Annotated in this window: 10 protein-coding genes; all 10 read right to left on the bottom strand. The window is 48.3% G+C overall.

Annotation, left to right across the window (positions count from 1 at the left end; all coding sequences use genetic code 11):
* Positions 1–66 precede the first annotated feature (66 nt).
* Positions 67–2,130, bottom strand: a complete 2,064-nt coding sequence (locus ACTWJ7_RS05845; protein ID WP_443145195.1) for a DEAD/DEAH box helicase — start codon at positions 2,128–2,130, stop codon at positions 67–69.
* Entirely contained in the window at positions 2,127–3,227 is a 1,101-nt protein-coding gene (locus ACTWJ7_RS05840) for an SNF2 helicase associated domain-containing protein (RefSeq protein ID WP_443145194.1), read from the bottom strand. The genes ACTWJ7_RS05845 and ACTWJ7_RS05840 overlap by 4 nt, the downstream gene beginning before the upstream one ends.
* 137 nt (positions 3,228–3,364) lie before the next feature.
* Positions 3,365–3,679 (bottom strand): SWIM zinc finger family protein, encoded by a 315-nt coding sequence (locus ACTWJ7_RS05835; protein ID WP_443145193.1) that lies wholly within the window; start codon positions 3,677–3,679, stop codon positions 3,365–3,367.
* A gap of 282 nt (positions 3,680–3,961) precedes the next feature.
* Positions 3,962–6,475 (bottom strand): U32 family peptidase, encoded by a 2,514-nt coding sequence (locus tag ACTWJ7_RS05830; RefSeq protein WP_079350028.1) that lies wholly within the window; start codon positions 6,473–6,475, stop codon positions 3,962–3,964.
* Positions 6,476–6,960: 485 nt separating this feature from the next.
* On the bottom strand, positions 6,961–7,575 hold the full coding sequence (locus tag ACTWJ7_RS05825; protein WP_443145192.1) for a PsbP-related protein: 615 nt from the start codon (positions 7,573–7,575) through the stop codon (positions 6,961–6,963).
* Positions 7,520–8,521 carry a hypothetical protein gene (locus tag ACTWJ7_RS05820; protein WP_443145191.1) on the bottom strand — a complete coding sequence of 334 codons (1,002 nt, stop codon included), beginning with the start codon at positions 8,519–8,521 and terminating at the stop codon, positions 7,520–7,522. Before ACTWJ7_RS05820 ends, ACTWJ7_RS05825 begins: the two co-directional genes overlap by 56 nt.
* A complete protein-coding gene (locus ACTWJ7_RS05815; RefSeq protein ID WP_443145190.1) occupies positions 8,500–8,859 on the bottom strand; it encodes a stalk domain-containing protein in 360 nt (119 codons plus the stop codon). Before ACTWJ7_RS05815 ends, ACTWJ7_RS05820 begins: the two co-directional genes overlap by 22 nt.
* 43 nt (positions 8,860–8,902) lie before the next feature.
* On the bottom strand, positions 8,903–10,069 hold the full coding sequence (locus ACTWJ7_RS05810) for a S1C family serine protease (protein ID WP_301879997.1): 1,167 nt from the start codon (positions 10,067–10,069) through the stop codon (positions 8,903–8,905).
* 274 nt (positions 10,070–10,343) lie between these two features.
* Positions 10,344–10,556, bottom strand: coding sequence for a hypothetical protein (locus ACTWJ7_RS05805; RefSeq protein ID WP_024631564.1), 213 nt, complete (start codon positions 10,554–10,556; stop codon positions 10,344–10,346).
* Between the two features lie 524 nt (positions 10,557–11,080).
* Positions 11,081–13,939, bottom strand: a complete 2,859-nt coding sequence (gene uvrA, locus ACTWJ7_RS05800; protein WP_024631566.1) for an excinuclease ABC subunit UvrA — start codon at positions 13,937–13,939, stop codon at positions 11,081–11,083.
* Positions 13,940–14,038: the final 99 nt, after the last annotated feature.

Below are 14,038 nucleotides of genomic sequence, written 5' to 3'. Positions count from 1 at the left end.
TCACCCCTTCTGGTGGAGAAATAATTATATATTTGATGAAACGAAAACTAATATGGCTAGACTTCATTATACCATCAACAATTCCCTAATATCCTGCTCGGATAAGGTGGTGGATCCTCCATCTCCAGGTTCAATGACTTCGGCAATCAGATCTTTTTTGCGCTGCTGCAGCTCCAGAATCTTCTCTTCAATCGTCCCTTCCGTAACGAGACGAATAACCTGGACGACTTGTTTCTGCCCCATACGATGGGCGCGTCCAATGGCCTGTTCTTCCACGGCGGGATTCCACCAAAGGTCATATAAAATAACCGTATCTGCACCCGTTAAGTTCAATCCGGTACCGCCAGCCTTCAACGAGATCAGAAACAGCTCAGCTTCACCCTCGTTGAATCTGCGGCACATCTCTACCCGACTCTGTGCAGGTGTCTGACCATCCAGGTAGAACAAATCTCTCCCCTGTGCAGCGAGCGTCTGTCGAATCAAATTCAGCATGCTAGCGAACTGGGAGAAGATGAGAATCCGCTTGCCCGCAGCCAGACAATCCTGAACCGTCTCCAGCAGCTGCTCCATTTTCCCGGAATCTCCCTGATAACCCTCCACAAAGAGAGCGGGATGACAGCACAACTGGCGCAGGCGTGTAATGCCTGCCAGTATTTTGATGCGGTTCTTCTGAAAACCGTTCTCTTCCATATCCTTGGATGTCTCATCCTGAAGCTGTGACAGGTACGCGGCATACAGTTTCTTCTGTTCGTCCTTCAGCTCGGAGCGCTGTACGGTTTCAATACGATCCGGCAGTTCTTCCAGCACATCTTTCTTTAGACGACGGAGAATAAACGGACGGACCATCCGGGCAATGCGCTCAGGAGGCAGATCCCGGAATCTGCGATAACTAGGGAACAACCCCGGGAATACCGCTTCAAAGATCGACCAAAGCTCATCCAGTGAGTTTTCTACGGGTGTTCCTGTAAGTGCGAAGCGACGTGGTGCCTGAATCTGTTTAACAGCCTGAGCCGTTTGCGAAGAAGAATTCTTGATCGCCTGGGCTTCATCCAAAATAAGCGTATGAAACGTTCTTCCGAGATATGTGTCCAGATCGCGGCGCAATAGCGGGTAGGACGTCACAATAACATCTGCGTCATCCATGCCTGCGAGCATACTGGCTCGTTCATCTTTTTGACCTGCTGCAATCATTACTCGCAAATGCGGAGCAAATCGGGCAAATTCATTCGCCCAGTTGTACGTTAATGAAGCTGGTGCAACCACGAGTACAGGAGGATGAGCAGTATGTTGATCCAACAATCCGGCCTTTACTTCATCCGGGATGTTACTTCCAAAATTTCCACCATCAACAATGTGATTAGCATCATCAAGATTGCTATGGTGCTGTTGCGGCTTTTCTTTCAGTTCTGCCGCGATATAGGCAATACTTTGCAGCGTTTTGCCAAGCCCCATATCATCGGCCAAAATGCCGCCAAATCGGTAAAATGCGAGTGTACGCAGCCACTGATATCCACTAGCCTGATAATCACGCAGCACAGGAGCAAGCGCATCCGGCAATGCAAAATCCATCCGCTCGGGATCACGAAGATCATCCAGGAAACGTTTCAGGGAATTTCCCCACTTCACATGTCCCGAAACCTCGTCCCGGCCAGGGAGCTGCAGAGCCCGAACGGCAGGCAGGCGGATATGACTGCTCTTGATGTCGCCCGAAGCAAGTCCAAGCGAATCCGCCATGTGTGCGAAGCTGTCCGCCCCTTCATTTTCGAGAGAGACAAACACACCGCTGCGCAAACGGAAATACGGTTTCTTTTCCACGATGTTACGCATCATTTCCTGAAGTTCCTGCTCATCTACACCTTCCATCTCGAATGAGATCTCCAGCCAGTCCAACCCTTTACCCAGATCTGCCCGCACTTTCGGCGGTGTCGGATAGGATTGCACCATAGCCTTCACGGCATTCGGGATATAGATATCTACCTGCTTCTCAAGCTCCGGCAGCAGATGATACATCACATCATATATCGCGTCTTCTCGTTCACTTGCCCATACACTTCCATCCCGTTCCAGGAAAGAGCGATCTAGCCGGTCGATAAGGTTACGCTCTGCATGGCGGTCACGTACCAAAATCACCTTTTTTCTTCTTCATCAATCAAATATTCAGCCAGCGGATTAATCACCATTACACCATAATCAAACTCCAGACGCGCTGTAATCCGTTCCCGATAGAAATCGATATACAACTTTGGTGCAAGCTCCGGCTCTGCGATTCGTTCTCTCACCTGGGAGTCGATGGACAGATGCCCCAGTGTACGCAGTTCCGGCACAACATGCTGAACGAATTCGTCCACCTGCTGAGCGGAAATATCGATACTTTCCTTGATCCCATAAGAAGTGAGCGCTCTGCTCAGATCCTCCAGACTTCGCATCTGCATCGGCTCCAACATATGCAATTGCCCTTCCACCACGGCAGCATCATAGGCTGGGAGAAGAATCAGCTCACGCAATCCGGAAATTTCAAGCTGATACCCTTCATTAGTACCCTGCGCAATACGGTAAAATAAAGGCAGTGCCCCCTCACCCAAAGTGAGCGGTCCATTCGCCAACCCCGTTCCCTCCATCCGGCTATCTGCCTGAAGCAGCAAATCCAGTAGAGGCTTCCAGACCAGTGGAGCAATCAATATATCTCTGCCGTCTGAAGCTCCCAAGTAACCCGAGATGGACTCACGGTATGCTTCCTCACTCTGCCTCATCCGAATAAGCATAGACAGGATCGCCTGATCCTGGGGACTAAAATAATGCATTGACGGATCGTAGAAAAACAGCTTGGTAAACGACATGGGTTCACCATTCTCAATGCAGTTCAGGAATTGCTTCACTTTCTGAACGACATACAGGCGTTTATTTCCTACTTTCAGTTCGAGCGCGAGTTTGGCGCCGCCTTTGTGAACCTGCACAAGCTTGCATATAAATTGGAACTGCAGCTCCTCCCGTAATGAAGACCGGGTCACAGGCGCAGTGTATTTACGCTCATTTGCATGCAAGGGGCTGCGTTCTTTGGCAAACATGGAAAGAATCTGATCCGCTGTGCGGTACGAAGGTTTATCTGCTGATCTTCCCCATCCAGGGGCAGAACTTGGTCGACCTGCTTGAGCGAAAGGTTCAGAGGGTGGATTCAGGTCAGAATCGCGACGGTGCCTTGAATTGGAAGAGAGTCGGGACGTTCCCAATGACTTTCTTCCACCAGTGTGCCTACTCTGGAAACAGAGTCGTAGCCGAAAGCAGAATTAGAAATTAATCCATGACTGGATTGAGTAATTCCTTTCCTTTCCCCTCCTCAGTCTTTTTGGCTTGCTTCTTGTCCGCTTTATTGTTCGCAGCATGGCCGCCCAGTTCCTCTTCCCCGTTCATTGATCGCCAGGAGGACTGCAGCGACATGCTTGCAATAGTCATAATAGTTGCCATACGCAGGACAGTTGCAATAGGCTTCAATTTCACCTGTTTCATCCAGATCTACCGTTACTTGATATCGTTTGGTCCCTCGAACTACAGCATCGTAATGACACTCATCCTCGCTGACAATCAGATTGGTCACTCTTCCAGATAAATTATAATCTTCTCCCCGTTTGAATGCCGTGACCCCGCACAGCAATTTGATATCCATCATCGTGAATGGCGCCACGCTTCTTCGCCTCCTATGTCATGTGTTGTAGCTTTCTTAGCCAATAATAAACAATACACCGATGCAAACATTCTCTGATAAACAAGATACCACATACAAATCTGAACTCGGTATAGTTCAAGTCTCTTTTATAGAAAAAACCCCAAGAGCTCCGTAAAGCAGAGATTGGGGTTGCTTCAAGCCAGTTGCCTGTCGCGGCAATTTATGGATCGAAAAATAATATGATCTGAGATGTCAACTTATTGTCGTGATAATTGTTGCAACCTTGCATACTGGTGTCTATTATTTCACCAGTTGACCACGTGTTACGCCAAGCTGGTTGGTTGCTTTCAGTGTTTTCCATACTTGTGTCCCACTGATCTCGCCACGCAGAGCACGATTGTACAGATCAATAACCTCGCGCACCTGCTCTGGAGTTTCCTCCAGGAATTCCACACGGTAGCGGGATACACCTAGATCCATAAAGTTGGTCAGATATTCAGCACCAGATTGCTCCACCGCATTATACACGGTATTGCGGCAGCCTTCGTCCACACGTACAGGGTGGGACATGCCGATCCGGTCTTGCAAAGAAGCACGGTGATCTTCACATGGACGTCCACAGTTCGTAAAGTCTGTTCCTTCACTCATAAACGTACAATACACACAGTGCTCGGTATGGAACATCGGCAGATGCTGATGAATAACCACTTCGGTCTGACTTGTACGGGAGTGTCCCAGCAAATCAACCATTTGCTGAATGTTCAGGTCATAAGAAGGCGTAATCCAGTCGCAACCCGCTTCCAGGAACAGTTCCACTGCCTTGTGGTTGGCGATGTTCAGTGAGAAGTCACCGATCAATTCCGGGTGCTTCGCATCCGGGTTCTCCATCCGATGGCGCAAGTAGAAGTACAATGCACCCGTATTACGTACAAGCACAGCATCCGGCTGCAAACGCAGGATGTTGTTGTGATACCCGTTCTCCCCAGGCATATGAATGCGTGGTGTTGCCAACGCAATCTTGCGGCCTGCGGCACGAACGGCTTCCACTGCTGCCGGGAACTGCTTGATAAACTCAAAGTCGGCGTAGATCATGCCGACGCCTGCTTCCAGCGCTGCCTCTACTTGTGGCAGGCTGCGGCAGAGCGCGGTCAGCTCCGCTTGACCGCGAGCGACTGGCGATGCCGGTTTAACCGCATCGCCGTAAACTTCTACCGCCCGTTTCACGTAGACGGGCGGTTTAGGGCGCTCGCCCGCGAGTTGTTCCACCGCCTGACGGCGAATGTTATTCAACTCGCGCATCGGAATGATGACGTCACCGTGCAGGTTGACGTCCAGCTCTTCCAGCTGGAATACAGTGCCGCCCAGACGTCCGAATTGCTCTTCGAGCAGTTCGTGCGTCATAGGACGCTTCTGGGCAATATCCAGTTCCATCTCGGAATTCACACGGACCGTCGTACCCTTCTGTACGTCCGTCCACCAGGTGCTAAGCGGCTGCCCCGGGCTGCCGATGACTTTCACGTTTACCGGGAAGATACGATAAGGCTTCTCGGTTTCAAAGCTTTGACGAAGACGTTTGTCCAGTGCCGGATCATTCGTTTTCCATACTTTGTCGCCAACTTTCACGCGGCGCAGGTCCACGTCACTACGGCCTGGTACGACGTCCACGATCCAGCCTTCCTCCGCTTCGCCTTCAAGCTTCACGCCTTTACGACGTACATCGTAGACACGTCCGCCTTCTTCCTTCTTCGTCGGATCTCCGGCATCAAATACGATTCCGTCTCCACGTTTTACTGGTGCATCGAGCTTCAGGACAACACCATCACGTAATACTTGGTCTACACGACCCAGATAGACGCCACGGCTTTTAGGGAACGTACCGTCAACCAGTTGTTTATTGTTCGTTCCGTCCAGGAAACCGTGCGTGAATCCACGCGAGAAGCTCTGCTGCAATTCACGAACCTCTTCTTTACTTGGAGGCGTATTATCTCCATCAAAGTAACGGTCGATCGCTTTGCGGTATTTACTAACCACGTTGGCCACGTATTCCGGCGTTTTGAGACGTCCTTCGATTTTGAAGGAAGTTACGCCCGCTTCGATCAGTTCCGGCATCAAGTCAATCGCAGCCAGATCCTTCGGAGACAGCAGATACGCTACATCGCCCATCGGCTTATGCTCGCCATCCACCATCAGGTCGTACGGCAGACGACAAGCCTGTGCACATTCCCCACGGTTGGCGGAGCGTCCGCCCCACATTTCAGAAGTCAAACATTGCCCGGAATAGGACACACACAGCGCACCGTGCACGAATACCTCCATTGGCAACTTCGCCTGTTCTCCGATCTTCTGAATCTGCTTCAGGTTGTTCTCCCGTCCAAGCACGACACGTTCCATATCAAACGGCTTCGTAAACTCCACCGCTTCCGGTGACGTAATCGTCATTTGGGTTGAACCGTGAATCGGGAAGTCCGGTGAGATCTCGCGGATCATTTTGACCAGGCCCAGATCCTGTACAATCACGGCGTCCACACCTGCATCGACACAAGCGTCGATCAGTTCTTTGGCATCCGTCAATTCATTTTCAAAAATCAATATATTAAAGGTCAAAAAACCTTTTACGCCATAACTGTGCAAAAACGCCATAATCTCCGGCAGCTCGTCCATACGGAAATTGTTCGCACGTGCCCGTGCATTAAATTTTTCGACTCCGAAGAAAATCGCATCCGCGCCGTTGGCTACCGCCGAACGCATACAGTCCCAGTCACCTGCGGGTGCCAGAAGCTCAACGTCTTCTCTTCGTATTGTTGCTGTTTTCATGTGTATCCTCCCCATAACCGGCATAGCCGGATTTCATCCCTGTACCCTGTACGTTAAATCCTGTACCTTGATTCCATACGCCTGCATTGTCACTGTATCGCTATATCTATACATTATGTCTGTATTGCCTGATTCCCAAGCCTACAGTCATTCTTATTTTTCAGAACAGCAGTCATAACTCCTGAACTAGTATAGTGTACCACTTCTGCAACGACTCTTCTACGCTTTCCTGAAAAAACCGTTTATCATTTTCATTTCCATCTCTACAACAATAGATGCACACTATATACATTGATCTAAAAAATATTTACACTCGGCACTCCGATGACAGAACAACCTTCCGATCGCTGTTATCGTGTAAATGTTTGCTCCAGTTTACATCGACCACTTCAGTCGAAGGATCTATATAGATATAAAAATATAATAAACCGGAAGGTCTTATGACCCTCCGGCAACATGTATCTCTGTTATTTCAGCATTTTGCATTATTTAATAAATGTAAATGAGTTCACGGCTTTTTCCAGCGCTGCTGCCTGGACTTCCGTCTTGTTGGCGTCATTCAGCCCACTTGTTATCGTATACGTCGTTCCGTTCTGTTCAAACACAATCTGACGTCCGGTATATGGCACACCATTGTCCACTTCATGATAGATGAAGGAAAACGCAGGCACACCCGCAAACGTCATCTCCTCACTGCTAATCAATTTGAAGTTTTTACGTGTTTTGGTTGCTTCCGCATATGCCTCTCGAAGTTGACTGACTGTCATTTCAATGGATTTGTCCTCACTCGCGGCAATGGAGAATTGCCCCCCTGTGAACGTATAAACGACAGGAGAATACTCAAATCGGTCATTGTACGGCGTCCAGTAACGTGGAATATCCACACTGTAATGATAACGTTTGGATGTTCGTGTGATGGATTTTGTTTTATCTGTCAAATACGGGTCTTCATCCAGCTGTCCGAAATTATCGGCTACCGTATCAAAGTCAATCTCAACACTCTTCATGATACTCTTAAACCATTCACGGTCCTTCGTCTGCTCCTCAGGGAACGTATACTCTGCATAGTAACGATACCCGTTTTTTTTGCAAAAGAACATCGAACTCCGTCTGCCATCCATCGCCAAAGTTATAACGGAATTCATTCACCTCGGCAGTCTCGCCTGATACATCCATCGTATACGAACCGATCGGCTCATAACTTTCAGGCGTGAACGTCTCACGCATCCACTTGTCCAGTTGGCCGCTCCACTCCTGGACTGTTGCACCCTTCGGTGCAGATGTAACACGAAGTTGCAGATATGCACCATCCTTGGCTTCGTATATCATCTGGGTGTTGTCCATAGACCAGCCTGCTGGAATCTTCAATTCAATGCCATAATCGTCATTCCAGGTAGCGCGCATACCCTCATCCACGGTTGAAAGATCCTTAATCGTACGATCCGACTGAACATACGTAGGTTGGAATGAGTTGAGCAGCGCTGCACGTTTGCCCAGATCCTTGTAATTCAGAGCTCCATAATCGGCGAGGTATACATCATATTGGCGACCATCCTTGATATATTGACGCATTTCCCATAAAACACCGTCCGCATCTTTAACCACTATCCGGGCATACGGGGTTTTCCCTTTGGCAATCGATTCCCGATCAAGCACTGTATCTCCGGCCTCTTTGGCTTCCTGAACAAGTTGCTGTAACAAATCATCCGAGTCCAGATTGACATCCTGGTCACTCACATACACTTCAAGATAATAACTGCTGTCCTCTGCGCCAAAAGTCATCATGCGCTCCTGCTCACCCGTTTGCAGAATCATGAGGTCGGATGGATAATTCATGGACCAGCCATAATAACTGTTACCAATTCTTGTTTTGCCTTCATCCAGATTAATGCTGCCCTCGTCGTCATCCGTCGATTCATCCGTTTGTAATAAACGAATGACCATCTCTCCTGAGCTGCTTGGGGCAAGTGTAGCGCCAATCCCCGCAGCTACCGGGCGAAGTGGCACCATGAGCACCCCGTTCATCATTTTTGGGGCCGCGCCCATCTCTTTTTGATACCATCCACCCAGGCAATCGAACTGCCAATCGTTAAGGTGACGGTATGCGGACCTTCTTTGACTTTGACTACATCATTCTTCTCCAGTCGAATTTCGCTGCCAAAAGCCTTCTTAAATACACCGACGGGAACCATCGTAACCCCTTTGAATTTATATGGTTTAGCGATTGTCTGCTTGCTGCCATTGATGTAGGCACTCGTACTACCTGCGGTGATCCGCAGCTCGCTTGTCGTAAGATCGGATGCCCATGCAGGCAATGCCGCTCCAATACTCAGCATCCCGGCTAACATACCTGTGCTCAGCACACGTAAAAAAGATTTCTTCATTCCGTTCATTCGTCCTCTCTGGATCCGGATTGCTCGCCGGGCTTTATTGGTCTTCATCTACAGGGAACTGCTCATCTTCATCGTCTTGGATATCCGCTCGATCAGCAAGGACCACCGTACGAGTGACAATATCGCCTTCCGTTTGCATCACCAGTTTGACTTTCTGTCCTGGCACATACTTTTTGAGCAGCTCATTAATATCCACCACAGAGGACACACGTGTGCCTGCCACACTGTATAACACATCCCCCTCTTTGATTTTCGCTTTCTTCGCTTGAGCTGACAGTACGCCGGTAATCGTCAAAGGATCATCTGTAGGCAGGCCCACAATCGCTGACCAGCTCTCTTCCAGTTGCAGGCCAAGGCTTGCACGCTTGATTTTCCCGTATTCAAAGAACTGATTGATAATATATTGAACGGTATCTACTGGAATCGAAAATCCCATGCTCTCGATACCCACTGCTGAAAATTTCATAGAGTTAATACCCACGACTTCGCCTTTGAGGTTGACCAGAGGTCCGCCGCTGTTGCCTGGGTTTATGGCCGTATCTGTTTGAATCAATCGATAGGTGGCCTCCACTCCCCGATTAAGACCACTGATTACGCCTACTGTTGCCGAGTTACGCAAAGAGAAGGATATCGGTGTACCGATAGCAATAACGGTTTCTCCAACGGTTGTCTGTGAAGCTTTGGCAAAGGTCGCCGGTTGAAGAGACTTGGCATTAATTTTGATCAAAGCGATATCGCTTAACGGGTCACTGTATGTTTTGGTGATTTTATATGTATTGCCATCGGTCGTCACAACCAGCGGATCGGTTAACCCATCAACCACATGGGCATTCGTCACAATCCAGCCGTTGGAGCGGATGATCACGCCAGTACCATGAGCTAGATTATAACGATCCGATGTGACGCCATCCTGTAATTCAGTAGATTTGCCGATGATGCCTACAACAGACGGAGATACTTTTTCAATTACTTTTGGGACTGCTTCACTGCCCTTATACTGAAACGTTCCGGATTTGGCATCATATTGACCACTTCCTCCGAGTGCTTTGACCAAATCTGTTGAACTAACATATACTTGTCCATCTACCACTTTGGCTTGCATTCCTGATGAAGACTCCGCTGCGCCAGCCGCTGCTGCAACACTGATCGAGAGTACAGCAGCCATCAGCGTGGCTACGCCCTTTTTCCCCAACACTCTCATTCTCTCACCTAACCCTCTCTATATATCTTCCGTTATGCAACCGAACCATATGACTCATTGCTGAATCTCTTTCTCTACCATCTGCAATACCGGTATCCTTCAATTTAACATACAAATTATTCCTGTACAATCGCTTCAAGCCCTATTTTTCAACAGAAAAAACCCGCATATTTCCACACATTCTGTAAACACAAAAAAACACCCTCCTAAACTCCCCTGGAAAGTGTTTGTCTGTTCTTCTATTTGCTGTTTTCAAATAAGTTCAGCGGTGTCTCTATGAACCAAACCAACCGGTAATCATGGCATAGTCGGTCAACAGAAATACCAGCAGACTGACTACTGCAAATCCGATAGCAAACAAATTTTTCTTCGGTGCACGAATCAGGCGTACCACTCCGATGAAAATCAGGATCGTAAATAAGATGACAAAAATATCAAACGCATTAAAATTTGAAGTACTCGCCGTGGCAGCTTCTGCAAACAGCATGGATAGACAGACCTCCTCACCATAGTTGAACATGCATTTTGCAACAACCCAATCATTGAATTCCAATCAGCAGGATGTAAATTGAAATGAGACTCTCATTTACAACTTGTATCCAGAACCGATTCAAGTGATGCAAAATACAGAATGCTAACGCATACCCTAATATCTTCCTCTATGTTATCTGTACCCTGCCTGTAATGCAAGCCCTATCATCCAGAAAAATGAAAAAAATCCAGTTTGGCAGTCGATTGATGGAATGCTTGCTCTATCGCATATGTAAACACTTTCACCCATGTCATATTGAGATTGGCCAAACGCCACAATATCAGAAAACCCTTCTCTTGGGAAGACGAGAACATCAGATGATACATGGATGCCTCACACTTCGCAATAAGAAGGGTTAGATAATATTTTATTCCTATAGCCGTACTACATAGCCTTGCAGCTAGTTTGAATGAACTACCAAAGATGACTACTCGGAAAAGGTAGATCCATGTCCACTTTCTCAGGATAGCCTTGGGCAGCTACTCCGTCAATTGTAGCGTCTTGCTTCGTTCTGTATCCCGCTCCAATACTGGCTTCAAGTACTTGCCTGTATAAGAAGCTTCCACTTTAATAATATCCTCTGGCGTACCTGTCGCAACAATGGTTCCGCCACCGCTTCCGCCCTCAGGACCCAGATCAATGACATAATCGGCTGTTTTGATTACATCCAGATTATGCTCGATCACCAGTACTGACTCTCCGGAATCCACCAGACGATGCAATACGGTCAGCAGGCGATCAATATCATCGACGTGCAGACCTGTGGTTGGCTCATCCAGAATGTAGATGGTTTTACCCGTACTGCGACGATACAGCTCAGAAGCAAGTTTCACACGTTGTGCTTCACCACCGGACAAGGTTGTTGCAGGCTGCCCAATGTTAATGTAGCCTAGCCCCACGTCAAGCAAGGTTTGCATTTTGCGATGAATTTTAGGAATGTTCTCGAAGAATTGCGTTGCATCCTCTACTGTCATTCCCAGCACATCTGCAATATTTTTATTTTTGTATTTGACTTCAAGGGTTTCGCGATTGTACCGTTTGCCTTTGCAGACCTCGCAAGGGACATAGACATCTGGCAGGAAGTGCATTTCGATCTTGATAATGCCGTCCCCGCGACAAGCTTCACAACGTCCACCTTTAATATTGAAACTGAACCGGCCTTTTTTGTATCCGCGCACTTTGGCTTCATTGGTCTGTGCAAACAGATCACGGATGTCATCAAAGACGCCCGTATAGGTAGCCGGGTTGGAACGTGGTGTGCGTCCGATTGGCGACTGGTCAATATCAATGACCTTATCGATATGCTCCAGACCCCGAATCTCTTTGTGCTGACCTGGGCGCACCCGTGCGCGGTTCAAGTCCCGAGCCAGCGTTTTATACAAAATCTCATTAATTAGTGTCGATTTACCTGAGCCGGATACACCCGTTACAGCCGTGAATACACCCACCGGAATTTTTACATTCAGGTTTTTCAGGTTGTTTTCCTTCGCTCCGCGCACTTCCAGCCAGCGGTCCCCGACACTACGGCGCTCGGTACGTACCGGAATAAACTTACGCCCACTCAGATATTGACCTGTTAACGAGTTCTCGTCATTCATGATTTCTTCCGGTGTTCCCTGGGACATCACAGTGCCGCCGTGGATACCTGCACCCGGACCAATATCGATGATATAGTCGGCAGCAAGCATCGTATCTTCATCATGTTCAACCACGATCAGTGTGTTACCGATATCCCGCATATGAGCGAGTGTAGAAATTAGACGATCATTATCCCGTTGATGCAGACCTATACTTGGCTCGTCCAGAATGTACAGTACACCCATCAGACTGGAACCAATTTGTGTCGCCAGCCTGATCCGTTGGGCTTCACCACCGGACAACGTTCCGGCAGCACGGCTAAGGGTCAAATAATCCAGGCCTACGTTCACCAGGAAGCCAAGACGGCTGTTGATTTCTTTTAAAATCAGTTTGGCAATGGTTTGCTCTTTTTCACTCAATTGCAGTGAGTCGAAGAAACGACCTGCTTCTCCAATGGACAAGCTTGTCACATACGCCATATTGTGATCGTTAATTGTAACGGCAAGACTCTCACGCTTCAGTCTGTGCCCTTTGCAAGAACCACACGGCTTCGCACTCATATAACCTTCAATGAATTCTCGGATACCTTCGGATGCTGTCTCACGGTAACGACGCTCCAAGTTATTCACAATACCTTCAAAGGTAACCATTGCTTCTTTCCGTTGCCCAAAGTCATTCTCGTACCGGAAACGAACTTTCTCCGTACCTGTACCCTGCAGCAGCTTGTTCATCTGCTCTGCAGGAAGATCCTCTACAGGCACATTCTGCGGGATGTTGAAGTGTTCACATACCGACTTCAGGAATTGCGGATAATAGGTGGATGTACCGCCTGTCCAAGCGTCAAACGCACCCTCTTCAATCGTTTTACTTCGATCCGGTACTAATAGATCCGGGTCAACAATCATTTTAACGCCCAATCCATCACAATCGGGACAAGCCCCAAATGGACTGTTGAAAGAAAACATCCGTGGTGCCAGCTCTTCAATGCTGAATCCGCACACTGGGCAGGCAAAGTTGGAACTGAAACGCAGTTCTTCTTCACCCATAATATCTACCAGCAGCTGTCCACCGGACAGATTAAGTGCAGTCTCAATCGAATCGGCCAAACGTGATTGCACATCTTCCTTAATCACGATCCGGTCAACGACGACTTCAATCGTGTGTTTCTTGTTCTTTTCCAATTGGATATCTTCAGACAGGTCACGTAATTCCCCATTCACCCGAACACGGACAAAGCCTTGTTTGGAAATATCGGAAAACACACTTTTGTGTTCACCCTTACGGCCTGAAACGATCGGTGCCAAAATCTGCAGCCGGGTCCGTTCAGGATATTGCATCACGCGGTCTACCATCTGCTCTACGGTCTGGGAGGTGATCTCCACGCCATGATCCGGACAATGGGGATGTCCCACACGTGCAAATAACAGACGCAGGTAATCATAGATTTCCGTAACGGTTCCGACGGTAGAACGCGGGTTACGACTTGTCGTTTTCTGATCTATGGAAATAGCCGGCGACAATCCTTCAATGGAATCGACATCCGGTTTCTCCATTTGCCCCAGAAACTGTCGTGCATATGCCGATAATGATTCCACGTAACGTCGTTGTCCTTCGGCATAGATTGTATCAAAAGCCAGCGAGGACTTGCCTGAGCCACTCAGACCGGTCAATACGACAAAACGGTCACGCGGGATGGTGATATCAATGTTTTTGAGGTTATGCGCTCGCGCGCCTTTGATGACAATGTTCTCGCTCGCCAATAGTATTCATCCTCTCAATGTTGTAATTCCAACCTTTATTAAAGGCTTTTCGATCCCTCCCAAACCCTCCCTTCCAAGGGAGGGCCCCAGAGGGCGCAG

This window comes from Paenibacillus sp. 1A_MP2, assembly GCF_052244825.1.
GTDB classification, from domain to species: domain Bacteria; phylum Bacillota; class Bacilli; order Paenibacillales; family Paenibacillaceae; genus Paenibacillus; species Paenibacillus vandeheii.
This window is presented reverse-complemented; position numbering and strand designations above follow the sequence as displayed.